General features: G+C 65.2%; 26 protein-coding genes. 10 read left to right on the top strand and 16 right to left on the bottom strand.

All coding sequences use genetic code 11. The annotated features are described in order from the left end of the window. The coding region (locus tag JZZ72_RS22755) for a LysE family translocator (protein ID WP_210015185.1) at positions 1–296 on the bottom strand (296 nt) is incomplete at its 3' end. Positions 297–411: 115 nt separating this feature from the next. On the opposite strand from JZZ72_RS22755, the gene JZZ72_RS22750 reads away from it, so the two are divergent. Further along, positions 412–1,260: a LysR substrate-binding domain-containing protein gene (locus JZZ72_RS22750; RefSeq protein WP_210015184.1), complete on the top strand. Its 849-nt coding sequence runs from the start codon at positions 412–414 to the stop codon at positions 1,258–1,260. Here JZZ72_RS22750 and JZZ72_RS22745 read toward each other — a convergent pair. Next, complete coding sequence (locus JZZ72_RS22745; RefSeq protein ID WP_210015183.1) at positions 1,247–2,890, bottom strand: ABC1 kinase family protein; 1,644 nt, start codon at positions 2,888–2,890, stop codon at positions 1,247–1,249. The two genes, JZZ72_RS22750 and JZZ72_RS22745, sit on opposite strands and share 14 nt — an antisense overlap. A gap of 96 nt (positions 2,891–2,986) precedes the next feature. Beyond that, entirely contained in the window at positions 2,987–3,580 is a 594-nt protein-coding gene (locus tag JZZ72_RS22740) for a D-Ala-D-Ala carboxypeptidase family metallohydrolase (protein ID WP_104572259.1), read from the bottom strand. 87 nt (positions 3,581–3,667) lie between these two features. Between JZZ72_RS22740 and JZZ72_RS22735 the strand changes: the two genes are divergently transcribed. Next, positions 3,668–4,792, top strand: a complete 1,125-nt coding sequence (locus tag JZZ72_RS22735; protein ID WP_043859819.1) for a hypothetical protein — start codon at positions 3,668–3,670, stop codon at positions 4,790–4,792. Between the two features lie 88 nt (positions 4,793–4,880). Here JZZ72_RS22735 and can read toward each other — a convergent pair whose 3' ends face one another. Continuing rightward, a complete protein-coding gene (can, locus tag JZZ72_RS22730; RefSeq protein WP_043859818.1) occupies positions 4,881–5,519 on the bottom strand; it encodes a carbonate dehydratase in 639 nt (212 codons plus the stop codon). A gap of 118 nt (positions 5,520–5,637) precedes the next feature. Here can and JZZ72_RS22725 point away from each other — a divergent pair, with 118 nt between their 5' ends. Next, positions 5,638–5,961 (top strand): serine kinase/phosphatase, encoded by a 324-nt coding sequence (locus JZZ72_RS22725; protein WP_123752262.1) that lies wholly within the window; start codon positions 5,638–5,640, stop codon positions 5,959–5,961. A gap of 4 nt (positions 5,962–5,965) precedes the next feature. On the opposite strand, the gene rimI is transcribed toward JZZ72_RS22725, so the two are convergent. Both rimI and JZZ72_RS22715 read right to left on the bottom strand, forming a co-directional pair. Beyond that, complete coding sequence (gene rimI / locus JZZ72_RS22720) at positions 5,966–6,421, bottom strand: ribosomal protein S18-alanine N-acetyltransferase (RefSeq protein WP_043859816.1); 456 nt, start codon at positions 6,419–6,421, stop codon at positions 5,966–5,968. Beyond that, a complete protein-coding gene (locus tag JZZ72_RS22715) occupies positions 6,414–7,196 on the bottom strand; it encodes a hypothetical protein (protein WP_043859815.1) in 783 nt (260 codons plus the stop codon). The genes rimI and JZZ72_RS22715 overlap by 8 nt, the downstream gene beginning before the upstream one ends. A gap of 166 nt (positions 7,197–7,362) precedes the next feature. Between JZZ72_RS22715 and mksB the strand changes: the two genes are divergently transcribed. The 3 genes from mksB to mksF are packed head-to-tail and all read left to right on the top strand — an operon-like array spanning position 7,363 to position 12,162. After that, positions 7,363–8,640 carry an Mks condensin complex protein MksB gene (mksB, locus tag JZZ72_RS22710; RefSeq protein WP_043859814.1) on the top strand — a complete coding sequence of 426 codons (1,278 nt, stop codon included), beginning with the start codon at positions 7,363–7,365 and terminating at the stop codon, positions 8,638–8,640. Next, the gene (mksE, locus tag JZZ72_RS22705) at positions 8,630–9,331 is read left to right on the top strand and encodes an Mks condensin complex protein MksE (RefSeq protein WP_043859813.1); all 702 of its coding nucleotides are present in this window, start codon (positions 8,630–8,632) and stop codon (positions 9,329–9,331) included. Before mksB ends, mksE begins: the two co-directional genes overlap by 11 nt. Continuing rightward, positions 9,328–12,162, top strand: coding sequence for an Mks condensin complex protein MksF (gene mksF, locus JZZ72_RS22700; RefSeq protein WP_054916262.1), 2,835 nt, complete (start codon positions 9,328–9,330; stop codon positions 12,160–12,162). The genes mksE and mksF overlap by 4 nt, the downstream gene beginning before the upstream one ends. A 111-nt stretch (positions 12,163–12,273) precedes the next feature. On the opposite strand, the gene JZZ72_RS22695 is transcribed toward mksF, so the two are convergent. From JZZ72_RS22695 to rplU, 5 genes are all read right to left on the bottom strand, one after another. Further along, positions 12,274–12,735, bottom strand: a complete 462-nt coding sequence (locus tag JZZ72_RS22695; RefSeq protein ID WP_078481775.1) for a CreA family protein — start codon at positions 12,733–12,735, stop codon at positions 12,274–12,276. A gap of 4 nt (positions 12,736–12,739) precedes the next feature. Continuing rightward, positions 12,740–13,858, bottom strand: a complete 1,119-nt coding sequence (gene proB, locus JZZ72_RS22690) for a glutamate 5-kinase (RefSeq protein WP_043860222.1) — start codon at positions 13,856–13,858, stop codon at positions 12,740–12,742. Between the two features lie 75 nt (positions 13,859–13,933). Next, positions 13,934–15,157, bottom strand: coding sequence for an Obg family GTPase CgtA (cgtA, locus tag JZZ72_RS22685; RefSeq protein ID WP_043860221.1), 1,224 nt, complete (start codon positions 15,155–15,157; stop codon positions 13,934–13,936). Between the two features lie 191 nt (positions 15,158–15,348). After that, positions 15,349–15,606 (bottom strand): 50S ribosomal protein L27, encoded by a 258-nt coding sequence (rpmA, locus tag JZZ72_RS22680; protein ID WP_010225698.1) that lies wholly within the window; start codon positions 15,604–15,606, stop codon positions 15,349–15,351. 33 nt (positions 15,607–15,639) lie between these two features. After that, entirely contained in the window at positions 15,640–15,951 is a 312-nt protein-coding gene (rplU, locus tag JZZ72_RS22675; RefSeq protein ID WP_038614793.1) for a 50S ribosomal protein L21, read from the bottom strand. Between the two features lie 253 nt (positions 15,952–16,204). Between rplU and JZZ72_RS22670 the strand changes: the two genes are divergently transcribed. The 3 genes from JZZ72_RS22670 to JZZ72_RS22660 all read left to right on the top strand — a co-directional run bounded on the left by JZZ72_RS22670 (position 16,205) and on the right by JZZ72_RS22660 (position 17,996). Then, positions 16,205–17,173, top strand: a complete 969-nt coding sequence (locus tag JZZ72_RS22670) for a polyprenyl synthetase family protein (protein ID WP_054916263.1) — start codon at positions 16,205–16,207, stop codon at positions 17,171–17,173. A gap of 99 nt (positions 17,174–17,272) precedes the next feature. Further along, positions 17,273–17,614: a zinc ribbon domain-containing protein YjdM gene (locus JZZ72_RS22665; RefSeq protein ID WP_043860219.1), complete on the top strand. Its 342-nt coding sequence runs from the start codon at positions 17,273–17,275 to the stop codon at positions 17,612–17,614. Between the two features lie 133 nt (positions 17,615–17,747). After that, positions 17,748–17,996 carry a PA4570 family protein gene (locus tag JZZ72_RS22660; protein ID WP_043860218.1) on the top strand — a complete coding sequence of 83 codons (249 nt, stop codon included), beginning with the start codon at positions 17,748–17,750 and terminating at the stop codon, positions 17,994–17,996. Positions 17,997–18,075: 79 nt separating this feature from the next. Here JZZ72_RS22660 and JZZ72_RS22655 read toward each other — a convergent pair whose 3' ends face one another. From JZZ72_RS22655 to JZZ72_RS22635, 5 genes are all read right to left on the bottom strand, one after another. Continuing rightward, positions 18,076–18,693 carry an FKBP-type peptidyl-prolyl cis-trans isomerase gene (locus JZZ72_RS22655; RefSeq protein WP_043860217.1) on the bottom strand — a complete coding sequence of 206 codons (618 nt, stop codon included), beginning with the start codon at positions 18,691–18,693 and terminating at the stop codon, positions 18,076–18,078. Between the two features lie 86 nt (positions 18,694–18,779). Continuing rightward, positions 18,780–19,085 carry a DUF6482 family protein gene (locus JZZ72_RS22650; RefSeq protein ID WP_043860216.1) on the bottom strand — a complete coding sequence of 102 codons (306 nt, stop codon included), beginning with the start codon at positions 19,083–19,085 and terminating at the stop codon, positions 18,780–18,782. Between the two features lie 136 nt (positions 19,086–19,221). Continuing rightward, complete coding sequence (locus JZZ72_RS22645) at positions 19,222–19,710, bottom strand: TIGR00645 family protein (RefSeq protein ID WP_043860215.1); 489 nt, start codon at positions 19,708–19,710, stop codon at positions 19,222–19,224. 109 nt (positions 19,711–19,819) lie between these two features. Next, positions 19,820–20,161, bottom strand: a complete 342-nt coding sequence (locus tag JZZ72_RS22640; protein ID WP_043860214.1) for a PA4575 family protein — start codon at positions 20,159–20,161, stop codon at positions 19,820–19,822. 216 nt (positions 20,162–20,377) lie between these two features. Next, positions 20,378–22,816 (bottom strand): Lon protease family protein, encoded by a 2,439-nt coding sequence (locus tag JZZ72_RS22635; protein ID WP_043860213.1) that lies wholly within the window; start codon positions 22,814–22,816, stop codon positions 20,378–20,380. Positions 22,817–23,092: 276 nt separating this feature from the next. On the opposite strand from JZZ72_RS22635, the gene JZZ72_RS22630 reads away from it, so the two are divergent. After that, entirely contained in the window at positions 23,093–23,581 is a 489-nt protein-coding gene (locus JZZ72_RS22630; protein WP_043860212.1) for a DUF3015 domain-containing protein, read from the top strand. The last annotated feature ends 29 nt before the right edge of the window (positions 23,582–23,610 follow it).

Genomic DNA, 23,610 nt, shown 5'->3' with positions numbered 1-23,610 from the left:
CCCTCCAGGGCCACCGGCGCACGAGTGCGCAGCGACCGATACCCCAGGTAGATCAGGTACCCTGCCCCCACCACCTTCATGGCCATGAACAGCCCCGGCGACTGGCTGATCAGCACTGCCACCCCCAGCACCGTGTACACCACATGCACCTGCACGCCGCAGGCAATCCCCAGGGCGGCGAGCAATCCGCTGCGCCTGCCAAACGCATAGCTGCTGCGTGTCACCATGGCAAAGTCCGCCCCCGGGCTGATCACCGCCAACACGGTAATCAAGGCCACCGCCAGCAATTCACCCACCGTCGATACTCCATGAAATGACGCAGATGATTCTGCGCAGCGCCATTATCGAAAGCTTCAGCACGGCAAAAAAGCGATTTATAGTGGCGCAAATCCGCTAGTTTTCCTCACACATATGAAACTGCCCGCCCTCGCCGCCTTTCGCTATTTCGACGTCGCCGCCCAGACCGAAAGCTTCGTGCGCGCCGCCCAACAGCTCAACGTCACCCACGGTGCGGTGAGCCGTCAGGTGCGTCTGCTGGAAGAATCCCTGGGGGTGCAGTTGTTCGAGCGGCGCAACCGCGCCATTTTCCTCACGCCGGCCGGGCGCGCCCTGCACGACACCACTCTGTCGGTGTTCGAGCAGCTGCACGCCAGCGTGCAACGCCTGCAGCAGGCCCGCGACAACGTGCTGGTGCTGTCATGCGAGCCGACCATCGCGATGAAGTGGCTGATTCCGCGGCTGCCGGCGTTCCATGCCGCGCACCCGGACATCCAGCTGCACCTGGTGGCCGCCGGCGGGCCGGTGGACTTTGCCCGCAGCGGCATCGACCTGGCGCTGCGCCGCGACGACTTCCACTGGGATGCCAGCCTGCACAGCCTCAAGCTCTGCAACGAGGCAGTGGGGCCGGTGTGTCGCGCTGACCTGGCACTGCCCGACAAGGGCTTTGCCGGTACCCGCCTGCTGCACAGCGCCACCCGTCCCGACGCCTGGAAGCACTGGCTGCACCTGAGCGGCCAGTCGGCCAGGGGCAGCAGCCGCGCCGGCTACGAACACTTCTACCTGTGCATCCAGGCAGCCCTGGCCGGGCTGGGCGTGGCGCTGGCCTCGCGCATGATGGTGCAGGACGAGCTCGACAGCGGGCAGTTGGTGGCACCCTACGGGTTCACCGAGGACGGTTCGGCCTACTACCTGCTGAGCCCCGAGCCCTTCGCTGCCGGCACGGCGCAGCGGCGCTTTGCCGACTGGCTCACGGGCTCTTGAACAGGCTGCGCAAAAACGCCAGCAAGCCGCCCAGGGTGGCGATCGCCGCCAGCCAGCTGACGGCGGGCAAGCCCAGCCACACCGGCCCGGCAGCGGCGATCTGCGGGCCGAAGGCAATCACCAGCGCACTGATCAGCAACGCCAGCGACAGCCGCGTCGAGGCCAGGCGCAACGAACGCTCCAGGAGCTCCAGCCCCGGCACATCGACGCGCATCTCCAGCACACCATGCTTGAAGCGGTTCACCAGCAGCCGCGTCAGCTGCGGCAATTCGCCGAGCAGGCCGCGTCCCAGTTCCAGGCCATCGAGCCCCAGGCGCCTGGCAATCTTCCAGCTCAGCTGCGCCTTGAGCTGAGCCCTGATGGCCGGTCTGGCGGTGGCCACCAGGTCCAGTTGCGGGTCCAGCCGGGTCAGTACGCCGTCGGCGGTCACCAGGGCCTTGAACAGCACCAGCAGGTCGGGCGGCAGCAGCAGGCGGTATTCGCGCATCAGCCCCAGAAAATCCTCGATCAGCGCGCCCATCTTCAGCGCCTTGCCGCCGTGACGCGCCATGTACTCGCCGGCAGCCTGCTCGATGGCGGGCATGTTGCGCACGCCGTCGTCGTTCCAGTCCACCAGTACCGTCACCAGTGCATCTCTGTTGCCCTCGGTCAGGGCGCGCACGAACGTCATCACCTCCAGCCGACGGCGCTCGCCAAGGCGCCCGACCATGCCGAAGTCGATGAAGCCCACGCGGTTGTCGTCCATGGCCTTGAGGTTGCCCGGGTGCGGGTCACCATGGAACAGCCCGTCCTCCAGCAGCATCTTGATGAACGCGGCGGCGCCGCGGCTGGCCAGCAGGCTCGGGTCCAGGCCCTGCTCGATCAGCGCCTCGCGCTCCAGCGGGGTATGGCTGGGCAGGTACTGCTGCACCAGCAGCCGCTCGCTGCTGTGGGCCCAGTAGATGCGCGGAATGACGATGTGCGGCTGGCTGGCGAAATTGGCCGCCACCGCGTCGCAGTGGCTGCCTTCCTGGGTGAAGTCCAGCTCTTCGAGCATGGCCCGGGCCAGTTGTCGCACCATCTTGCGCGGCTGGTAGTCGGCCAGGGCGGTGTTTTGCTCGACCAGTTGCGCAACGCTTTCGAGCAGTTGCAGGTCGGCGGTCATCTTGCGCCGCAGCCCCGGACGCTGAACCTTGACCACCACCTCCTCGCCCCCGAGCAGGCGTGCCCGATACACCTGGGCCATGGACGCCGCCGCCAGCGGGGTGGTGTCGAACTCGGCGAACACCTGGTCCAGTTCGGCGCCCAGGTCTTCGAGCACCTGGGCCTGCAGCTGCGCCCAGGGCAAGGTAGCGGCGCTGCTGTGCAGGGCCTGCAACTCGTCGATCCATGCCGCCGGCAAAATGTCGCTGCGGCTGGAGAGGATCTGCCCGAGCTTGACGAAGGTCGGGCCCAGCGCCTCCAGCGCCCGCCGCACGCGTTGCGGGGTGCCTTCGTCGGCGGGCAGGCCGGCCACCGTTTCGGCCTCCCCCAGCAGCCTGCCCAGCCCCAGGCGGAACAGCACGTCCTGGGCGCCGAAGTTGGCCAGCACCACGACAATCTCGCGCACACGCTGATGATGCTTGAGCGCAGTCCAGGTCGATTCGAGCATTGGGCGGTTCCTCGGGGCGGGTTGATGTGCAGGGGGTGAACTACTTCCGTACCTTGCGGGGCCCAGGAGTTCCTCGCCCCGCCATCGCCGAGCTGTTCAGGAGCTGGGCGCCAGGCGCGGGCAAAACGACGAGTCGGCACTCAGGTCGCCGCCCCAGGTGCGGTAGCCGGCGGTGTCGATATGGATGCGCCCCGACGGGTAGCGGCCAAGCCCCATGTTCCAGGCCTGGCCCTGGGTCTGCCAGAACTCGCACAATGGTCGCGGATCGGCCCACGCCGGCAGCAGCAGGTCGACCGCGAAGGCGCGGGTATGCGCACTGTCGCGGGCACCACCGGCGCAGCGGTTGAGGGTGGGGTTGCGATAGGCCGAGACCACTTCGTAGGTTTTCAGGCGCTGCTGCTCGCCCAGGGTCTTGAGCAACTGCAGGGTCGAGCGTACCGCCGGCCACTGGTCGGGCGGCGCCACGGCGAACGGCTCGGCGTTGCACAGGCGCCAGTCGCTGGCCGAGCGCAGCAGCTGGTACAACGGCACTACCCCATACAGCCGCGCCTGCACCAGCATTTCGCGAAACGCGCGCGTATCGTGGCTGCCCGTCCACTGCGCGAACGACCACAGGTCGCGCTCGTCGGCATGGGCCGGCAACACGCTCAACAGCCCGGCGAACAGTGCAATGCCCGGATACCCCTTCATGGTCCTGCCCCCTTCCCCTCGTCCTGAGAACTACCCCAGTATGGCAAGCCTTCCGCACATCGGGAGTTCATCGACAAGGAGTTGAACATGCGTACACCTTTTGCCCTGGGCCTGATCGCCCTTGCCGCCAGCAGCGCCGTGCTGGCCGACGCCCGCGTACCGCTGGGCGATGCGCAGCGCGTGACCCGCCTATTCGCCTACCCCAACAACTGCGGGGTGATCTGCTTTCGCGACTGGTCGCTGGAGCGCACCGTGGAGCACTACCTGACCCAGAGCGTGCAGCGCGATGGCTACCCGACCGCCACGGTGACGGTGCGTCGCGAGCACGACCAGCTGCATGCCGACATCAGCGGCGTACCGACCACCTACGCTGCCCCGCTCAAGGCCCTGCTCGACAGCGGCGAACTGGCCTATGCAGGTGCCGACCGGCTCAATCGCGAGGGCAAGTGGGCGTACAATTGGGCGTTGTTCCTGCCGTTGGGCATGGCCCTGGAGAACCGGCGCAGCATCGAGCTGCTGCACTTTCCGCCGGACTACTCGCTGACCCAGGCCCAGGACTACCTGCGCTCCAACACCACCGACCGCTGGGCCCAGCTGCTGACCTTCAACGGCGTGCCGGCGCAACACACCCCGGCCTACCAGACCATCGTGGACATCGCGCCGATTGCCGCGCCAGCCAGTGCCGGCAAGGACCTTGAAGGGGTGTACGGGTATTTCACCGACTACCAGGTACGCATGGTCAGGGACATGACCGCGGCCGCTGACGGCGCCAGCCTGCCGATGGTGGCGTTCGGTGCGCCGGTGCGCAGCTGGGTGCAGCAGCAGTACGGGCCAGAGGTGAAGGTACTGGGGCTGGTGAGCATCAGCCCGGTGCCTGGGCGCAACGTGCCGGTGCTGGGCGCAAATCACCCGAGCGCGATCTGGTACGCCGCCGACCCGAAGAACAACGACAACGACCCGGACAAGGCCGATGCGGCCGGTTTGCGGATGATGGGGCAGGACTTGAGCGCGGCGTGCTGGCAGGCGGGAATGGGGCGCAACCCGAAGGCGGATGCAAGTGCCACGCTGGGGGCATGCACGCAAAAATGGCAGGTGAAGGAGAAGAAGCAGACCTGCGGGCTGTTTTTCCGCACGGTACGCCAGATGACGCCGGAGCAGGCCCATGCCAAGTGCAATACGGGGGTGATGACGCGGGCGTTACGCAACCTGTAGGAGCCGGCTTTGCCGGCGAAGGCCGCACCACGGACAGGTAGCGCGGCCTTCGCCAGCCAGGCTGGCTCCTGCAACAGCCAATGGGCGGTCAGTCCTGCGGACGCAACCGGTACTGCGGCGGCAGCTGCTCGAACCCGCTGATGGTGGTGTTCAGGCTTTTCCACAGGCCATCCTTGATCCCGTAGATGCACCCATGGATCGACAGGCTCTGCCCGCGATGCCAGGCGTTCTGCACGATGCTGGTGTGCCCCACGTTCGCCACCTGCTGGATCACGTTCAGCTCGCACAGGCGGTCGACCTGCTCTTCCTCGGTCGCCAGCTTGGACAATTCCACACGATGCTCGTAGTACACGTCGCGAATCGCCCGAAGCCAGCCGTCGATCAGGCCCAGCTGACGGTCCTGCATCGAGGCCCGCACGCCGCCGCAACCGTAGTGCCCGGTCACCAGGATGTGCTTGACCTTGAGTACGTCCACCGCGTACTGGATCACCGACAGGCAGTTGAGGTCGGTGTGCAGCACCACGTTCGCCACGTTGCGGTGCACGAACAGGTCGCCCGGCAGCATGCCGACGATCTCGTTGGCCGGCACCCGCGCATCCGAACAGCCGATCCAGAGGAATTCCGGAGTCTGCTGACGCGCCAGCTTGGCGAAGAAGTCCGGATCTTCCTGCTTGATCGCATCGGCCCAGCGCGCGTTGTTATCAATCAGTTCTTGTAGATCGTGCATGGTCAAGCCTCATGGGAATGCGCATGTGTGACTGGCGCCACCCCGTTCGGGTCACGCCTTTGAATCTTCCCGCCAGTGGCCGGTCCACCCCTTACAGGCCACCCGCAGGAGAATAGACATGACCGAATCACATCGCCCGCCGCATGCCCCGGAACCCGTACCGATCGATACCATCGAGGACCAGATGGGCTCGGTGCAGCCGCTGGACTTCGATCAAGACCCACCGGTGACCGACACGCACTACGACCCCAGCGACGATGACCTGACGCCCGAAACCCTGATCCCCGAAGACGGCGCCCGCTCAGCCGATGAAGTCGGCGGCGACCACCCGGCCGACTGGGACCTGAGCGTAGTCGACGAAGATGACATTGGCGGCGGCAACGGCCTGGACGAGGCCGAACTGGCGCGCCGCGACCCGCTGGACGGCAAGCGCGAGCGCTGAAGGGTTATTCTTCGAACAGCGTGCAGGCCATCACCAGCGCATCTTCGCGGCCACCTGCCACCGGGTAGTAGTCGCGTCGCCGGCCGATCTCGTTGAAGCCGAAGCGCTCGTACAGGCGATACGCCGACTGGTTGCTGGCGCGCACTTCGAGGAAGCACTCGCGGCCGTTGCTGGCGTAGGCGCGCTTCATCAGCTCTTCGAGCAGGCGCAGGCCCAGGCCACGGCCCTGGCTTTCGGGCTTGACGGTGATGTTGAGCAGGTGCGCCTCGTCGATGATCACGTTGATCACGCCGTGGCCCACCTGCTGCTGGCCTTCGAACATCAGCCAGATTTCGTAGTTCTTCAGCCCGTCGAGAAAGATCCCCCGGGTCCATGGGTGGCTGAAGGCGGCGTATTCGATCTTCAGCACGGCATCCAGATCCGCCTCGGTCATGCGGCGAAAACTGATGTTGTCACTCATTGCGTGGTTTCCAGCGCGCCATCAGCCGGCGCATGGCTTGCCAGACGTGCGCCTTGCGGGCGGGCTCGTCCATCAACAGTTCAAGGCCAGGCAAGGCCCAGCAGTTGCCCAGGCCCTCCACCGGCAATTCGCGGTAGTACGCCTGCTCGTCGGCTTCACCGGCAAAGCGCACCGCCGGCAGGCCGACCAGCCACAGGCAGCTGCAGGGCGCCTCTTCAAGGCGGGCCTGGATGAAACCCTGGACAAAATCACGCGCCGCCAGCGGGCCCTGGTCGAGGGTGCCGCGCACCAGCAACGGCCAGCGTACCGGCTCGCCGATGATCTGCGGGCTGTCGGGCAGGCCGGCGGCGCGCAGCATGTCCTTGAGCAGCAGGTAGGACGGGTCGCGGCTCTGGAACGGCTGGCCGGTAACCAGCTCCACCAGCACCAGGCAATCGCCGGCACGCAGCAACTGCAAGGCAAAGCGGGGCGGCGGTACCAGCGCTGGCTTGACCACGGCGGCGGTTTCTTCGGCATCGAGCACCGGCTTGCTGGCCGGCTTGGCGCTGACCGTCGGTCGCGGAATCTCGATTTTTGGCCGCTCGGCCGGCTTGGCAGCCGGTGCAGACGCCTTGGCCACCACTGCCGGCAGCACCACCGGCGCCTCGACCAGTGGTTCGGGTACCCGCAGCAGCTCGGGGCGCGATGGCGCGGCGAACGGCAGTTCGGCGCGCGGCAGCCAGTGCACCACTTGCATGGCGTTCAGGTAGGCGCGGCGGCGGGACTCGGTAAGCAAAGGGCGGCCATCTGTGGATAAGTCGGGGCGAGCATTCTACCGCCGTTACGCCGCCGTTGCAGGTACAAAACCGCCCGACAACACCGGCAAACGATCAGGGGGTGAATCGATCCCCCCCTGATGCAGTACAATCGGCGCTTTTACTTGGCAGCGAGTCGACCCGCCAATGATCGAACCCAAGCGCGTCCTGCGCGCCCTAGCCGAACACTGGGCCCTGCTCGAGCCGTTGTGCGAGCGCTTCGACGGGGGCACCCTGAGCCTGGCCGAGCTGCGCGGGCAACTGGCCGCACAACAGCTCGACAGTACGCCCCAGGACATCACCAACCTGCTGGACGTGTGGATTCGCCTGGACATCCTGGTCCCGGTGGCCAAGAGCCCGAACCGCTTCGAGCTCAACGCCCAGATCCACGACTTCCTGGCCTACCTGCGGCGCGAGCACCGCCTGGGCCTGTGCCTGGAGATCGAAGCCTACCTGCGCCACCTCGAGCGCCTGGCCGGGCATATCCAGGACGCCTTCGACATCCGCGACGGCAACGACCTGGCGCGCCAGCTGCGTCTGCTCGACATGCGCGTGCGTGACGTGCTGAAAAAACTCGACAACGACGAGCAGGCGCTGGTGGCGGTGGCCGAGCGGGCCAAGACCAGCGACCGGCAGATCCCGCTGCGCCAGCGCTACGCCGAAGTGCTGGCCACCTGGGACGAATACGTCGAGCCGATGATCCAGTTGGTGAACGCCGACGGTGCCTTCGAACAGGGCGTGCGCAAGGTCGAGACCGTGCTGTTGCGCCTGCTGGGCGAGCAGGCGCGACTGGGCCACCTGGTCGATGACGACATGCTGCTGCGCACCCACGCGCGCATCCTCGAGATGCAGACCAGCGCCCAACTGACCCTGCGCCACGCCCGCGAGCTGCTGCTGCCGCTGCGTGAAGAGGCACGCCGGCACAACGCCGTGACCCGTGGCGCCGCACTGGCGCTGTCGGTGATCCGGCGCAAGGGCATCGACGCCGTGCCGCAGGCAGCCATGCCGCTGTTCACCCGCCCGCAGAGCACCTTCCTCGGCAGCGCCAGCCAGGTCGAGGCCTACGTGTATGCCCTGGCCCGCTTCGAAGCCAAGCCGGCGCAGTTCCCCAAGGCGCACAAGAGCCACAAGGGCGCCGCGCCGCGTGCACCGCGCACGGTCAAGGAAATGCTCGAGCGCTGCGAAGACGCCCTGCCGCTGCCCGACCTGATGGTGTGGCTGCTGGAGCAGGAGCCCGAAGGCGCCACCGACGAACTGCTGTACTGGTTCTCGCGCCTGTCGCGGGAAAAACGCTTTACCCGCGCGCGCCTGGAGCGCCGCGAGTACACCACTCAGGAACACCTGGTCAGCCTGCGCTCGTTCGCCCTGACTTCAAGCCGCGAACCGTCGCCCGAGCCTACTGCGAGCCCTACCCATGCATCTTGATCTTTCCGAACTGTCCCAGCTCGCACCGATCTTCCGCGAGCTGTTCAAGGGCTTCCACATCAGCCGGCGCGACCCGGAGCTGTACGCCCAGCTGTCGAACTTCCAGGACCAGTACCGCGGCCTGTTCAAGGCCCTGGGCTTCGAACTGGTGTGCGACACCCGTGGCTTCTACTACTTCGTGCCGGAACTGGCTGCTGCCCAGGTCAACAAGACCGCCCAGCGCCTGTCGCTGTTCACCTTCATCCTGGTGGAGCACCTGGCCGACCAGGGCCGCGACCCGATGTCGGTGCTCGACGGCGGCAGCCTGGGGCGCGACGAGCTGCCCTCGCTGCTGGAAAAGTACCGCGACCTGTTCCTGCAGGCCGAGGTGCAGACCCCCGACGAGCTGGAAGAGAAAATCATGCGCCGCATGACCCAGCTCGGCTTTGCCAGCGAAGACAACGGCATCTACCGCTTCCTGCCGCCGATGCACCGCTTCCTCGACGTGTGCCTGTCGGTGCAGCAGGACCGCGACCTGGCCGCCAGCCTGCACAGTGCCCTGCCGCTGCCGACCCCGGTGCTGGTGGTGGAAGAAACCCCTGAAGAGCTGAACAGGACCGACGACCCGCTCGACCTGAGCCCGTTCGAGGAAAGCGAAGAAGACGCCTTGGCCCGTGCCATTGCCCAAGAGCAACAGGAGATTGACGCATGAGCCAGGACCGCTACGGCATTCGCCGCTTTGCATTGCTCAACACCGCCGGCTACAGCCTGGGCCTGTTCCCGCTGGAGCACCCGCTGTCGGTGTACGGCGCCAACAACCTGGGCAAGAGTGCGTCGATCAACGCCCTGCAGTTCCCGATCCTGGCGCGCATGTCGGACATGAGCTTCGGCAAGTACAGCCTGGAGCAGTCACGCCGCTTCTACTTCGCCAGCGACACCAGCTACATCCTCTGCGAGGTCAACCTGCCCCACGGCCCGCACGTGATCGGCGTGGTCGGGCGCGGCCCTGGCGGCGGCTTCGGCCACCAGTTCTTCGCCTATGCCGGCGAGCTGGACCTGGGCCACTACCAGAAGAACGACACCTGCCTGCGCCAGAAGGAGCTGTTCACCAACCTGGAGCGCAACGGCCTGAAAGCCTACGAGCTCAAGCCCGACGAACTGCGCCGGCTGCTGGTGGGCGGGCACACCTCGGTGCCGCTGGACCTGACCCTGATTCCGCTGCGCTCCACCAGCGAGCAGAGCCTGAAGACCTTCCGCGCCCTGTTCATCAACCTGCTGCACATGCGCGAGATTACCGCGGCCAAGCTCAAGCAGCTGTTCCTCGATGCGTTCGAGCACAGCCTGCGCTCGGGCAGCGTCGACTACATCGCCGCCTGCGAAGAAGCCTTCCGCGACGTGCGGCGCATGGAACAGGACTACAACTCGCTGGTAGCCGCCGGCCCGCTGGTCGAGGCCCTGGCCAATGGCGTGGCCCAGCGCGACATCCTGCGCGGCAAGCTACACCGCCTGTCACCGCTGCTCGACCAGTTGCTCGGCACCTGGCAGGACTACGCCGGCGCACGCAAGGAAGAGCTGGTGCTGCAGGCCGAGCACTACAGCCACGAGCAGGACGCGCTGCAGAACAACCAGCGCGGCGGCACCCAGGAGCTGATGCGCCTGGAACGCGAAATGACCGGTATCCAGCGCTGGCTGGGCGAACTGTCGGTGCTCAAGCACCGCTTCGCGCTGGTGGATGACGTCAAGGTGCTGGAGCAGCAGCTGCTGGCCGCCAAGGACGCCCACGACGAACTGGCCGGTGCCCTGGCGCAGTCGCGCCAGTTCAGCGCCGAGGACCTGGAAGAGCGCCTGCGCGACCTGGAGAAACGCCTGAAGTCGGTCAAGCAGCAGCTCGACCATGCCGACAACAACAGCTATGCACGCCTGCGCGAAGAGTTCTCGCAGCAGGACGTCGAGCGCCTGATGCGCCTGTTCAACGGTGCGCTGTTCAGCCTGCCGCTGGGCGAGCGCGGCATCGAGCTGGATGACAGCGACGTGTGGGTCAAGTCTCTGGAAGCGGTACTCGACGGCTTCAAGGGCGAGCGCTTCGAGGCGCCGGGGCTGTCCATCGACCTCAGCCATATCGAGCCGCCGGCCTTGCAGGCTCTGGCCGACCGCGCCGCGCTGCGCGACCAGAAGGAGCGCCTGGAAAAAGAGCTCAAGCAGCTCAAGACCCAGCAAGCCGTGGCCGCCGACCGCGCCGCGAGCAAGACCCAGACCGAAGCGCTGTACCAGCAGGTGCTGGATGCGCAAAAGGCCCTGGAAGACTACCGCCGTACCCAGACCCTGTCGGCCGAGGAAGGCGACAAGCTGGAGCAGCTGGCGCAGATGGAGGCGGCCCAGGACGAGCTCAAGCGCTCCAGCGACGCGTTCACCGAGCGCGTGCAGCAACTGTCGGCCAAGCTGCAACTGGTCGGTCGCCAGATCGCCGACATGGAGGCCAAGCAGCGCACCCTCGACGACGCCCTGCGCCGTCGCCAGCTGCTGCCGGCCGACCTGCCGTTCGGCACGCCGTTCATGGACCCGGTCGACGACTCCATGGACAACCTGCTGCCGCTGCTCAACGACTACCAGGACAGCTGGCAGGGCCTGCTGCGGGTGGATGGCCAGATCGAGGCGCTGTACGCCCAGGTACGCCTCAAGGGCGTGGCCAAGTTCGACAGCGAGGACGACATGGAGCGCCGCCTGCAGCTGCTGATCAACGCCTATGCGCACCGTACCGACGAAGCCCTGACCCTGGGCAAGGCGCGGCGCGCGGCGGTGACCGACATCGCGCGTACCCTGCGCAACATCCGCAGCGACTACGACAGCCTCGAGCACCAGCTGGCACTGTTCAACCGCGAGATCAACAAGCGCCAGGTATCCAACCTGCAGAGCTTTCGCATCGTGCTGGCGCCGAACAAGGAAGCGCTCAAGCACATCGACCAGATCATCCACAGTGCCGGCCAGTACGAGGAAGGCGAGACCCTGTCGGTGTTCGACCTGAGCCAGAGCGCCGAGCAGGACAACAAGAACGAAGAGGCCAAGGAGTACCTGGCGCGGCTGGTGGCAGCCAACCACAACCAGCTGGGCCTGAAGGACCTGTTCGAGCTGGCGTTCGAGATCACCAAGGTAGGCGGCCAGCCGATCATCCATACCGACATCGATGGCGCGGCCTCCAACGGCACCACCATGACCATCAAGGCGCTGACCAACATGTACCTGTTGCTGCACCTGATGGACCGCGACCAGGCCGGGCGCGTGCGCCTGCCGTACTACCTGGACGAGGCGGCCGACATCGACGAACGCAACCAGGCGGCATTGCTGGAGACCAGCCTGCAGTTGGGCTTCGTGCCGATTCTGGCGAGCGTGAAGCCGCAGGTATCGGCGCACGTGGCAATCGACCTGGAGGGCGGTAGCGGGCCGAACGGGATCTACATCGACGAGGCGGACTGGAAGTACATCAGCCGTCGCGATCAGGTGAAGGTCGAGGTGCGGGAAGTGGAGGTTGAGCCGGCGTCGATCTGACGACGGTACAGGGGCCTTGATGGCCCCTTCGCCGGCAAGGCCGGCTCCTACGGGGTTATCGTCGCCTGTAGGAGCCGGCCTTGCCGGCGAAAGGGGCGACGCGGTGCCCGATCACTGCGCCCAAGGCAGAATCGGAATCGCCGTCACCGCGTTCTGCGGGCTGCCTTCGATCAGGCGGTCGCTGTACACCAGGTACACCAGCGTGTTGCGCTTCTTGTCCAGAAAGCGCACCACCTGCATGGTCTTGAACACCAGCGAGGTGCGCTCCTTGAACACTTCATCGCCATCCTTGAGCTCGCCCTTGAAGCGGATCGGCCCCACCTGACGGCAGGCGATCGACGCCTCGGCACGGTCTTCGGCCAACCCCAGCCCACCCTTCACGCCGCCGGTCTTGGCGCGCGACAGGTAGCAGGTCACGCCCTCCACCTTGGGGTCGTCGAACGCCTCGACCACGATGCGGTCGTTGGGCCCGACGAACTTGAACACCGTCGACACCTGGCCGATTTCCTCGGCACCGGCCAGCATCGGCAAGGCCAGCAAGGCGGCTGCAAAAATCCCTTTGATCACGCTCATTTCCTCATACCAGAATCAGGTTGTCGCGGTGCACCAGTTCCGGCTCGGCGCTGTAGCCCAGCACGGCCTCGATGGCCTCGGATGACTGGCCGATGATCTTCTGCGCTTCCAGCGCGCTGTAGTTGGCCAGGCCGCGGGCCACCTCAAGGCCGTCCGGCCCTACGCACACGACCATCTCGCCACGCCGGAAACTGCCCTGCACGGTCTTGACGCCCACCGGCAGCAGGCTCTTGTTGGCCTGGCGCAAGGCCTGCACCGCACCGGCGTCCAGCACCAGGGTGCCGCGGGTCTGCAGGTGCCCGGCCAGCCATTGCTTGCGTGCCGCGAGCATGCCGCGCTCGGGCGAGAGCAAGGTGCCCAGGCGCTCGCCGGCCTTGAGGCGGTCGAGCACGCGCTCGATGCGCCCGCCGACGATGATGGTGTGCGCCCCCGACCGCGCGGCCAGGCGCGCCGCACGCAGCTTGGTCTGCATGCCGCCACGCCCCAGTGCGCCACCGGTGCCGCCGGCCACGGCGTCCAGCGCCGGGTCATCGGCGCGCGCCTCGTAGATCAGCTGGGCTTCGGGGTTGTTGCGCGGGTCGGCATCGAACATGCCGTCGCGGTCGGTGAGGATCACCAGCAGGTCGGCTTCCACCAGGTTGGCCACCAGTGCGGCCAGGGTGTCGTTGTCGCCGAAGCGGATCTCGTCGGTGACCACGGTGTCGTTCTCGTTGATCACCGGTACCACGCCCAGCTCCACCAGGGTACGCAGGGTGCTGCGGGCGTTGAGGTAACGCTTGCGGTCGGAGAGGTCGTCGTGGGTCAGCAGGATCTGCGCGGTGTGCCGGCCATGCTCGGCAAAGCTCGACTCCCAGGCCTGCACCAGGCCCATCTGGCCGATGGAGGCGGCAGCCTGCAGCTCGTTCATCGCACTCGGTCGCTTGCTCCAGCCCAGGCGGCTCATGCCGGCAGCCACGGCCCCCGAAGAGACCAGCACCAACTCGACCCCTGCCTCATGCAGGGCCACCATCTGCTCGACCCACACGCCCATCGCCGCGCGGTCCAGGCCCTTGCCATCCGCCGTCAGCAACGCGCTGCCGATTTTCACGACCCAGCGCTGCGCACCCGTCACCTTGCTCCGCATCTTCTTCCAACCTATAGAGATCTTTAGATACCAAAACGCCGCTTGAAAAAGCGGCGTTTAGTGTACTGCAACGAATCAGTCGCGCACGTAAATGATTTCCGGGCCGTCTTCGTCGTCTTCCCAGTCGTCATCGTCATCATCGTCGCCGATGTCGTGCACGCTCTTGACGCCGGTACGGCGCAGGGCGCGCGCGTCGTCCAGGGCCTGCAGCTGGGCACGGGCCTCGTCTTCGATGCGCTGGTCGAGGTCGGCCAGCTCGTCGCGGTAGGCCGGGTCGGCCGCCAGGCGGTCGGCACGGTCTTCGAGGTAGCGCATGATGTCGCGGCTGAGCTGCTCGGTGCCCTGCTTGGAGATCGCCGAGATGACGTACACCGGGCCTTCCCACTGCAGGCGCTCGACCACTTCCTTGACGCGCTCGTCGCGCTCGTCGTCCATCAGCATGTCGGTCTTGTTCAGCACCAGCCAGCGGTCACGCTCGGCCAGCGACGGGCTGAAGCGGGTCAGCTCGTTGACGATGACTTCGGCGGCGTCGGCGCTGCTGCTTTCATCCAGCGGGGCCAGGTCGACGAGGTGCAGCAGCAGGCGGGTACGCGCCAGGTGCTTGAGGAAGCGGATACCCAGGCCGGCGCCTTCCGAAGCGCCTTCGATCAGGCCGGGGATGTCGGCGATGACGAAGCTCTTCCAGCGGTCGACGCTGACCACGCCCAGGTTCGGCACCAGGGTGGTGAACGGGTAGTCGGCGACTTTCGGCTTGGCGGCCGACACCGAACGGATGAAGGTGGATTTGCCGGCATTGGGCAAGCCCAGCAGGCCGACGTCGGCCAGCACTTTCATTTCCAGTTTCAGGTCACGCTGCTCGCCGGGCTTGCCCGGGGTGGTCTGGCGTGGCGCACGGTTGGTGCTGGACTTGAAACGGGTGTTGCCCAGGCCGTGCCAGCCGCCCTGCACCACCATCAGTTTCTGCCCGGCCTTGACCAGGTCGCCGATCACTTCCTGGGTGCCCGCGTCGATCACGGTGGTGCCGACCGGTACGCGCAGGATCAGGTCGTCGCCCTTCTTGCCGGTGCAGTCGGTGCTGCCGCCATTGGAGCCGCGCTGGGCCTCGAAGTGACGGGTGTAGCGGTAGTCGACCAGGGTGTTGAGGTTTTCGTCGGCAACCATGTACACCGAGCCGCCGTCGCCACCATCGCCACCGTTGGGGCCACCGTTCTCGATGAACTTCTCGCGGCGGAAGCTCATGCAACCGTTACCGCCGTCACCGGCCTTGACCTTGATCGATACTTCGTCAACAAACTTCATAAAAACCGCCTCTCGTCAGTTGGACGAGCTGAGTGACACAAAGACATAAGGCTCTTGCAAAAGTGAGCGCGGCGGCCCCGATACGGCCAGAACACCAGCGCCGGCAGCCCATACAAACAGCTTTGCAAGAGACTCACCCCACAAACGAAAAAGCCCCGTCGCGAGACAGGGCTTTTCCAGCGATCGCGCGATTACTCGGCAACGACGCTCACGTAACGACGACCGAAGGCGCCTTTTACTTCGAACTTGATCTTACCCGCGATCTTGGCGAACAGGGTGTGATCCTTGCCCATGCCAACGCCGTAGCCAGCGTGGAATTGGGTGCCGCGCTGACGCACGATGATGTTGCCCGGGATGATAGCCTGGCCGCCATACATCTTCACGCCAAGGCGTTTGGCTTCTGAGTCGCGACCGTTACGGGTACTACCACCAGCTTTTTTGTGTGCCATGGTTCAATTCTCCAGAAATGGGGATTTGGGCGATTAAGCCGAAATACCGGTGATCTTGATTTCGGTGAACCACTGGCGGTGGCCCATACGCTTCATGTGGTGCTTACGGCGGCGGAACTTGATGATGCGCACTTTGTCGTGACGACCTTGCGAGATCACTTCAGCAACAACCTTGGCACCAGCAACGACTGGAGCGCCGATGTTCACGTCGTCGCCATTGGCAACCAACAGAACGCGGTCGAAAGTCACGGATTCGCCAGTGGCGACTTCCAGTTTTTCGATTTTCAGGTATTCACCTTCGGCGACTTTGTACTGCTTGCCACCGGTAACAATTACTGCGTACATGGGTATTTCTCCGATAATCCTGCTCACCCAGCTCTTTATAGGAAGAGTATTGGCTGGCATGGCTGCATAGGGCTGGAACGGCCCAGTGCAATTGCGTAAGGCAGGTGCTGCCCAGGAAGTTCAGGGTGCGCGATTGTACGCAAGCCAGCTTTGCCTTGCAAGTGTGGCCATTGACCCCACGGGCAGTGCGCCTTGACACGCCGGGACCCGCAACCTAGCATGCCGCGCAACCCTTATGGAGCACCTGTGGCCGATGCAACCCCAAGCTTTCTACCGTGCGGTAGCGGACGACTTCAGCGCCGTTGACGAGATCATCAAGAAGCAGCTGACTTCGCGTGTGCCGCTGGTATCGAAAATCGGCGACTATATTACCTCGGCCGGGGGCAAGCGTCTGCGCCCGCTGCTGGTTTTGCTGTGCGGCAAGGCACTGGGCCGCGAAGGCGACGACCTGCGCCTGCTGGCAGCCACCATCGAGTTCCTGCACACCGCCACCCTGCTGCATGACGACGTGGTCGACATGTCGGGCATGCGCCGTGGCCGCTCCACCGCCAATGCCCTGTGGGGCAACGCGCCAAGCGTGCTGGTGGGCGACTTCCTGTACTCGCGCTCGTTCGAGATGATGGTCGAGCTGGGCTCGATGCCGGTCATGCAGATCCTCTCCAAGGCCACCCGCGTGATTGCCGAGGGTGAAGTGCTGCAGCTGTCGCGCATTCGCGACGCCAGCACCACCGAGGAAGTCTACATGGACGTCATCCGCGGCAAGACCGCCATGCTGTTCGAAGCCTCCACCCACAGCGCCGCCGCACTGGCCGGCGCCAGCGATGAACAGCGCGAAGCCCTGCGTACCTTCGGCGACCACCTGGGCGTGGCCTTCCAGCTGGTCGACGACCTGCTCGACTACAAGGGCGACGCAGAGACCCTGGGCAAGAACGTCGGTGACGACCTGGCCGAAGGCAAGCCGACCCTGCCGCTGATCTACACCATGCGCGAAGGCACCCCCGAGCAGGCGGCGCTGGTGCGCCAGGCCATCCAGAAAGGTGGCCTTGAAGACCTGGAGAGCATCCGCAACGCAGTGGAGGCCGCCGGCGCGCTGGAGTACACCGCACAGATGGCGCGTGACTACGTGGCCCGTGCCATCGCCTGCCTGGACGTACTGCCGGCCAGCGAATACCGCGATGCGCTGGTCGAACTCAGCGAATTCGCCGTCGCCCGCACGCACTGATCCCCTGCCCCGGCCCATCGCTCGATGGGCCTGCTTTTCCTCTGGCCGGCAAAACCCTATACAATGTGGGTTTTCTGCACGTAGTCCTGAGGAACCGTAGTGAGCACTTTGCCACCCTGCCCCAAATGCAACTCCGAATACACCTACGAAGACGCCAGCCAGCTGATCTGCCCCGAGTGCGCCCACGAGTGGTCGGCCAGCGGTGAAGCCGAAGCGGCCAGCGACGAAGCGGTGAAGAAGGATTCGGTGGGCAACGTCCTGCAGGACGGCGACACCATCACCGTGATCAAGGACCTCAAGGTCAAGGGCACCTCGCTGGTGGTCAAGGTCGGCACCAAGGTCAAGAACATCCGCCTGTGCGACGGCGACCACGACATCGACTGCAAGATCGACGGCATCGGCCCGATGAAGCTGAAATCGGAATTCGTGCGCAAGGTCTGACCCCTGCCTGCCCGGGGCTGCACTCGCAGCCTCGACCCTACCGCCCGGCGGTAATCGCAAGAAAAATCCAATAGTCACTTGCTATTTTGATAATAAGAATTATTCTCATTGAACGCTTTCAAGGAGAATAGCCATGACTTATCTGATAGACGCCTGGCTTGACCGCCCCCATCCGTACCTGCGCATCCTGCACCGCGAAACCGGCGAGGTATGCGCCGTGCTCGAAGAAGACGCGCTGGGCGAACTGCGCGACCAGGGCGACCTGGATCTTCACGGGTTGAATTCGAGCGAGCCTGTGGTGCTCAAGGAGCTGGTGAGGAATCTGTTCCTGTTCTGCTATGCCCGGGCGTTGCGCCCTGGGGGTGGCGCGCAGTGGAACTGAAAACGCTTCGCCGGCAAGGCCGGCTCCTACACGGGTACGCGCTGACCCTGTAGGAGCCGGCCTTGCCGGCGAAGAGGTATTACAGTACGTCCAGCAGCTCGACGTCGAACACCAGCACGCTGTGCGGCGGGATGCTGCCAACGCCCTGGGCGCCGTAAGCCAGCTCGCTCGGTACGTACAGGCGCCATTTGCTGCCCGCGTTCATCAGTTGCAGGGCCTCGGTCCAGCCAGCGATCACGCCGCCGACCGGGAATTCTGCCGGCTGGCCACGCTCGTAGGAGCTGTCGAACACGGTGCCGTCGATCAGGGTGCCGTGGTAGTGGGTGCGCACGCTGTCTTCACGGCTTGGCTTGGCGCCTTCACCGGCAGTCAGTACTTCGAACTGCAGGCCCGAGGCCAGGGTGGTGATGCCGTCACGCTTGGCGTTCTCGGCCAGGAAGGCCTTGCCTTCGCCAGCGGCCGCTTCGGCCTTGGCAGCCGCTTCGGCCTGCATGATTTCACGGATGACCTTGAAGCTGGCCGACAGGTCTTCTTCGCTGACGCGGCTGGCCTGGCCATTGAAGGCGTCGGTCAGACCGGCCAGGATCGCGTCCAGGTTGACGCCCGGTGGCGGGTTGTCACGCAGCTGGCCACCCAGCTGACGGCCAATGCCGTAGCTGACGCGGGTTTCGTCGGTGGACAGGTTGAGTTCGGACATGTTTCTGCTCCGCTACAGGGCGCACAAAAGCCGCGCCCGCTGTGAAAAGGGCAAGCAGCCTAGCACACTGCGGCAAAGCAGTTCAGCTACCAGGCAGTACGTCGCGGCATCGGCACCTTGAGGTCTTCTTCGGGGGTGCCGTGCAGGCCGCACATCTCGTCCTGCACCGACCAGTGCACCAGGTGCAACGGCACGGCGGGCAAGCCATTGAGCAGGCGCTGGCCATCGACCACCGAGTGCACCTTGAGACGTACCCCCTTGGCATCCAGCAACGGGTGCGCCTTGCCCTTGACCCGGGCCTCGAGCACGAAGTCCCCCCCTTCGATGGCGATCAGGTTCAGTTCGTCCACCCGGCCGGCCCTGGCCTCGCTGTTCAGTTCATGCAGGTTCATTGCGATACCTCGCTACTGGAACATTCCACAGGCCGTTCATTTTTTGTACAGCATCGACCAAAGCACAAGCCAGAAACGCAACCGCCCGTCCGTTATGCAACGGACGGGCGGCTGACAAGGCGTGATACCCCGCAGGTCAGTGCTTGGTCATCTTGTCCAGGTAGCCCATGGCGAACGCCGAGACCACGAAGGTCATGTGGATGATCACGTACCACATCAGGTACTGGGTCTCGATGTTGCGCGCGTCCATGAACACCCGCAGCAGGTGGATGGAGGAGATCGCCACGATCGAGGCGGCCACCTTCATCTTCAGCGAGGAAGAGTCCATCTTGCCCAGCCAGTTGAGCTTTTCGGTGCCTTCGGCGATATCCAGCTGCGAGACGAAGTTCTCGTAGCCGGAGATCATCACCATCACCAGCAGGCCGCCCACCAGGGCCATGTCGATCAGCGACAGCAGTACCAGGATGAGGTCGGACTCGGCCAGCGAGAAGACGTTGGGCAGCACATGGAAGATCTCCTGAAAGAACTTCAGCGCCAACGCCAGCAGCCCCAGGGACAGGCCAAAATAGATGGGTGCGAGCAGCCAGCGCGAGGCGTACATCGCATTTTCGATAAAGCGTTCCATTGAGCAGATCACCAGGTGGCTGGAAAAAAACGAGCGCGAGTATAGCAGCCACCTGTGACAGGAAAAGCCCGCGACACGCTGCCACAGGCCAGTGGATGATCCGGTCGGCTCAGGTGTCGGGGTTGGACTGCAGGTCACCCACATGATGAACCCGCTCGCCGTTGATGCGACGCAGCTGCGCCTGCAGGTGCACGCACCAGATCTGCGGGTCGTCGGCCACCTGGTAGCCGTGCAGGGTCAGGCTGTCGACAATCGCGCTGAGCACCGACTCGGCCACGAACGGCCCGTGAAACGGCCCCTGGGCCTTGATCGCGGAGGGTTGCTCGCCGGCCATGCCGGCGGCGAACAGCAGTGTCCACATGCCGGTGTCACCGGCCAGCGGGCGGATACGGCACTCAATGCGGGTCACCAGGCCCAGGCATTGACGGGTAAGGCTGAGGGTACGCGGCATGGCGACGGTCCTCGGTGAGGCGTTGCGTAGCCTGTGGCCAGGCTGGTTTCGATCCTTTTGCGCACGACGGTCCATGCCTTGAGGATAGAAGAAATCCGCCGGCGACAAGCGGTCGGCGCCGAGCGGTCATGTGCCGTGCGCCGAACTGCCCCCTTCGCCCGTAATGCCGACTCCCACGTGTGGGAGCCGGCATTACGGGCGAAGAACCCACCGCGGTCAGGAAGGCTTCACCTGCGCCAGCGCCTCTTCGGCCTGCTCCTTCTCGGCTTCCTTGAGGTCCTCTTCGCTGATCATCTCGGCAATCACCCGCAACCGCTCGACCACCCGCGCATTGATGCTGCCCTCGGGGAACTCGCCCTCCTCGTTCGGCTGCCCGGCCGGCTCGCCCACCAGCAGGCTCAGGGCCTCGTCGGCCTGGCTGACTGCGTACACATGGAATTGCCCGGCGCGCACCGCCTGCAGCACGCGCTCGTCGAGCATCAGCGTGGCCACGTTGGCCCGCGGGATGATCGCGCCCTGCTCACCGGTCAGGCCACGAGCCTCGCACAGGCGGAAGAAGCCCTCGATCTTCTCGTTGACCCCGCCCACCGCCTGCACTTCACCGAACTGGTTGATCGAGCCAGTGATCGCAAAGCACTGCTTGAGCGGGGTTTTCGACAGGGCCGAGATCAGCGTGCAGGCCTCGCCCAGCGATGCGCTGTCGCCATCCACATAGCCGTAGGACTGCTCCAGCGCGATGCTGGCCGAAATCGCCAGGGGGAATTCCTGGGCATAGCGGCTGCCCAGGTACCCGGTGAGGATCATCACGCCCTTGGAGTGGATCGGCTGGCCCAGGTTGACCTCACGCTCGATATCCACGATGCCGCTGCCGCCCGGGTAAACCGTGGCGGAAATCCGCGCCGGCACGCCGAACGCCGAATCGCCCACCTCCAGCACGGTCAGGCCGTTGCACTTGCCCACCGCCGCGCCTTCGGTGTCGATCAGGATGATCCCGGCCAGCATGTCGTCGAGAATCCGCGCCGATACCCGCCCGGTACGCGTGGCCTTGGCCTTGAGCGCCCGCTCGATGTGCCCGGCGTCGGTCATCTCGTCGTTGGCCAGGTGGCGAATGAAATCCGCCTCGCTGACCAGCTGGAACAGGTCGCCGATGCGCGCCGACAGGCGCCCCTGGTGCTCGGCCAGGCGGGCGCTGTAGGTGGCCAGGCGCGCCACCGCATCGGCGGTCAGCGGGGCCATGCCCTCCTCGCTGGTGCGGGTCTTGAGCAACTGGGCGAACTGCTCCAGGCTCTCCTCGACCATGGGAATGTCTTCGTCGAAGTCCACCAGCACCCGGAACATCTCCTGGAAGTCCGGGTCGTGGTCCTGCAGCGCGTAGTACAGCTGGCGGGCGCCGATGATGATCACCTTGACCTGCAGCGGGATCATCTGCGGGGTGAGGGTGACGGTGGCCAGGCGACCGAACTCGCCCAGCGGCGACTCCATCTTCAGCTTGCGCGATTGCAGGGCGCGCTTGAGCGCATCCCACACGAACGGCTCGCCGAGCATCTTCTCGGCTTCCAGAATCAGGAACCCGCCATTGGCGCGGTGCAGCGCCCCCGGGCGCAACTGGCGATAGGTGGTGTACAGCGCGCCCTGGTCGTTGCCGTATTCGATGCGGCCGAACAGGTTGTCGTAGGTAGGGTGCGGCTCGAACACCACGGGCGCGCCGCCGCTGGCGTGATGGCCGACCACCAGGCTGGGGGCGTACTGCTCTTCGAGCATCTTGCGCGCCACCGCGTCGGTCTTGCTGTCGTCGACCAGTTGCTCGACCACGGTGCGCAGCAGGTTGACCTGCATGGCCTGCAGGTAGGCGCACACCGCAGCGTTCTCGGCGTACTTCTCCGACAGCGGGGCCAGCAAGGGCTGCAGGGCCAGGGTGATGGTTTCTTCGTTGAGCTGGCGCAGCTGGTTGTTCGACTCGCGCTTCCACTGCGGCAGGCTGGCGAGCTCTTCGTTGAGGCGCTCTTCCAGCGCGGCGATGTCCTCGTGGAAACGCTCGCGCTCGGCCTCAGGCAACTGGGCGAACTCGGCCTCATCCAGCGCCTTGCCATCGGCCATGGGGGTGAAGGCGACGTTGCTGCTGTCGCGGTACAGGGCCACGTCCTTTTCCAGCGAGGCGCGCTCGATCACATCCAGGGCACGGTCGTAGCGCTGGTTGAAGGCGCGGTCGATGGCGCTTTTCTTCTGCTGATAGGACGGGTGCTCGAACACCGCCGGAAAGGTCGCCAGCAGGTTGTCGATCAGCCCCCCGATATCGGCAATGAAGGCCCCGGCACTGCCGGCCGGCAGCTCGAACGCCTTGGGCTCGCGGGGCTCGTCGAAGTTGTTGACGTACAGCCAGTCGGACGGCGTCTGCAGGCGCTTGCCTTCTGCCTTGAGGTAGCGCTTGACGAACGAGAAGCGGCCGGTGCCCGGCTCGCCCATGACAAACACGTTGTAACCGGGGCGTGGCATGGCGACGCCGAACTGCAAGGCTTCGACTGCACGTTCCTGGCCTAGCACACCGCGAAAGGGCTCCAGATCATTGGTGGTGGAAAAATCGAACTGTTCAGCGGAAAACGGCCGGGTCAGGGCTTCGGGCGCAAGACGCAGGCTCGCAGCAACAGGATCGGGCATCGGGCTTCCTTACTTCGGCGGGGCGGATGACGGCATTCTGGCGCCGCCTGCGCCCGGCTTGCAAGGCTCTTCAACGCTTTAGCGCGCAGGGTCGAAAACCTGCTCCGCGTCAATTATTTCAAGCAATCTTTTGCAATTAATCACGGAACCCTTAGATCGTGCCTAAACTCCAAACTGCGCGGCTGGGTAAACAACCGACCCGTCCTGGCAACTAGTCCTACAGACATGCCAGATAACCCTGACCTTTGGTTTGAACATCAGAAAGAGAACAATGCTATGAAACGGATTCTTCTGGGTACTCTGTTCACCGCGGTTTCGCTCAACGCCATGGCCCAGGCGCCAGGCGGCCCGGACTGCGGCTGGGGCAACATGCTGTTCGAGGGCCAACGCGGCACGCCGGCTCACTTCCTCGCATCCACCACCAACGGTACCTCGGGCAACGCCACCTTCGGCATGACCTCGGGCACCAACGGCTGCTCCACCAATGCGTCGCTGACCTATGGCGGCAAATCCTGGTTCGCCATGAATGGCATGATGAACGAGCTGTCCGAAGACATGGCGCAAGGCCAGGGCGAAGCACTGACCACCTACGCGGTGGTACTGGGCGTCGCACCGGAAGACCGTGCGCACTTCGCGGCCGTGACCCACCAGCACTTCCAGGAAATCTTCACCACAGCCGACGCTACCGCTGAAGATGTTCACACCAACACCCTTGCCGTCCTGAAAAGCGACGCCCGTCTGGCCAAATACGCAACCCCGGCCTAAGCTCGGCACACCCGCCCCGACCACGGGGC

It is taken from the genome of Pseudomonas palmensis (genome assembly GCF_017848315.1).
Taxonomy (GTDB): Bacteria; Pseudomonadota; Gammaproteobacteria; order Pseudomonadales; family Pseudomonadaceae; genus Aquipseudomonas; species Aquipseudomonas palmensis.
The sequence above is the reverse complement of the archived record's forward strand: the minus strand, read 5'-3'. Positions and strand labels throughout refer to the sequence as shown.

Excerpts from the sequence above, each read along its gene's own strand:
- rimI (WP_043859816.1), bottom strand. The coding sequence starts at position 6,421 with ATGAGTGACAACATCAGTTTTCGCCGCATGACCGAGGCGGATCTGGAT.
- can (WP_043859818.1), bottom strand. The coding sequence starts at position 5,519 with ATGCACGATCTACAAGAACTGATTGATAACAACGCGCGCTGGGCCGAT.
- JZZ72_RS22695 (WP_078481775.1), bottom strand. The coding sequence starts at position 12,735 with ATGAGCGTGATCAAAGGGATTTTTGCAGCCGCCTTGCTGGCCTTGCCG.
- JZZ72_RS22660 (WP_043860218.1), top strand. The coding sequence starts at position 17,748 with ATGACTTATCTGATAGACGCCTGGCTTGACCGCCCCCATCCGTACCTG.
- JZZ72_RS22670 (WP_054916263.1), top strand. The coding sequence starts at position 16,205 with ATGCAACCCCAAGCTTTCTACCGTGCGGTAGCGGACGACTTCAGCGCC.
- mksB (WP_043859814.1), top strand. The coding sequence starts at position 7,363 with ATGATCGAACCCAAGCGCGTCCTGCGCGCCCTAGCCGAACACTGGGCC.
- JZZ72_RS22635 (WP_043860213.1), bottom strand. The coding sequence starts at position 22,816 with ATGCCCGATCCTGTTGCTGCGAGCCTGCGTCTTGCGCCCGAAGCCCTG.
- rpmA (WP_010225698.1), bottom strand. The coding sequence starts at position 15,606 with ATGGCACACAAAAAAGCTGGTGGTAGTACCCGTAACGGTCGCGACTCA.
- cgtA (WP_043860221.1), bottom strand. The coding sequence starts at position 15,157 with ATGAAGTTTGTTGACGAAGTATCGATCAAGGTCAAGGCCGGTGACGGC.
- mksE (WP_043859813.1), top strand. The coding sequence starts at position 8,630 with ATGCATCTTGATCTTTCCGAACTGTCCCAGCTCGCACCGATCTTCCGC.
- JZZ72_RS22735 (WP_043859819.1), top strand. The coding sequence starts at position 3,668 with ATGCGTACACCTTTTGCCCTGGGCCTGATCGCCCTTGCCGCCAGCAGC.
- JZZ72_RS22645 (WP_043860215.1), bottom strand. The coding sequence starts at position 19,710 with ATGGAACGCTTTATCGAAAATGCGATGTACGCCTCGCGCTGGCTGCTC.
- JZZ72_RS22745 (WP_210015183.1), bottom strand. The coding sequence starts at position 2,890 with ATGCTCGAATCGACCTGGACTGCGCTCAAGCATCATCAGCGTGTGCGC.
- JZZ72_RS22655 (WP_043860217.1), bottom strand. The coding sequence starts at position 18,693 with ATGTCCGAACTCAACCTGTCCACCGACGAAACCCGCGTCAGCTACGGC.
- JZZ72_RS22630 (WP_043860212.1), top strand. The coding sequence starts at position 23,093 with ATGAAACGGATTCTTCTGGGTACTCTGTTCACCGCGGTTTCGCTCAAC.
- JZZ72_RS22640 (WP_043860214.1), bottom strand. The coding sequence starts at position 20,161 with ATGCCGCGTACCCTCAGCCTTACCCGTCAATGCCTGGGCCTGGTGACC.
- proB (WP_043860222.1), bottom strand. The coding sequence starts at position 13,858 with ATGCGGAGCAAGGTGACGGGTGCGCAGCGCTGGGTCGTGAAAATCGGC.
- JZZ72_RS22740 (WP_104572259.1), bottom strand. The coding sequence starts at position 3,580 with ATGAAGGGGTATCCGGGCATTGCACTGTTCGCCGGGCTGTTGAGCGTG.
- JZZ72_RS22650 (WP_043860216.1), bottom strand. The coding sequence starts at position 19,085 with ATGAACCTGCATGAACTGAACAGCGAGGCCAGGGCCGGCCGGGTGGAC.
- mksF (WP_054916262.1), top strand. The coding sequence starts at position 9,328 with ATGAGCCAGGACCGCTACGGCATTCGCCGCTTTGCATTGCTCAACACC.
- rplU (WP_038614793.1), bottom strand. The coding sequence starts at position 15,951 with ATGTACGCAGTAATTGTTACCGGTGGCAAGCAGTACAAAGTCGCCGAA.
- JZZ72_RS22725 (WP_123752262.1), top strand. The coding sequence starts at position 5,638 with ATGACCGAATCACATCGCCCGCCGCATGCCCCGGAACCCGTACCGATC.
- JZZ72_RS22750 (WP_210015184.1), top strand. The coding sequence starts at position 412 with ATGAAACTGCCCGCCCTCGCCGCCTTTCGCTATTTCGACGTCGCCGCC.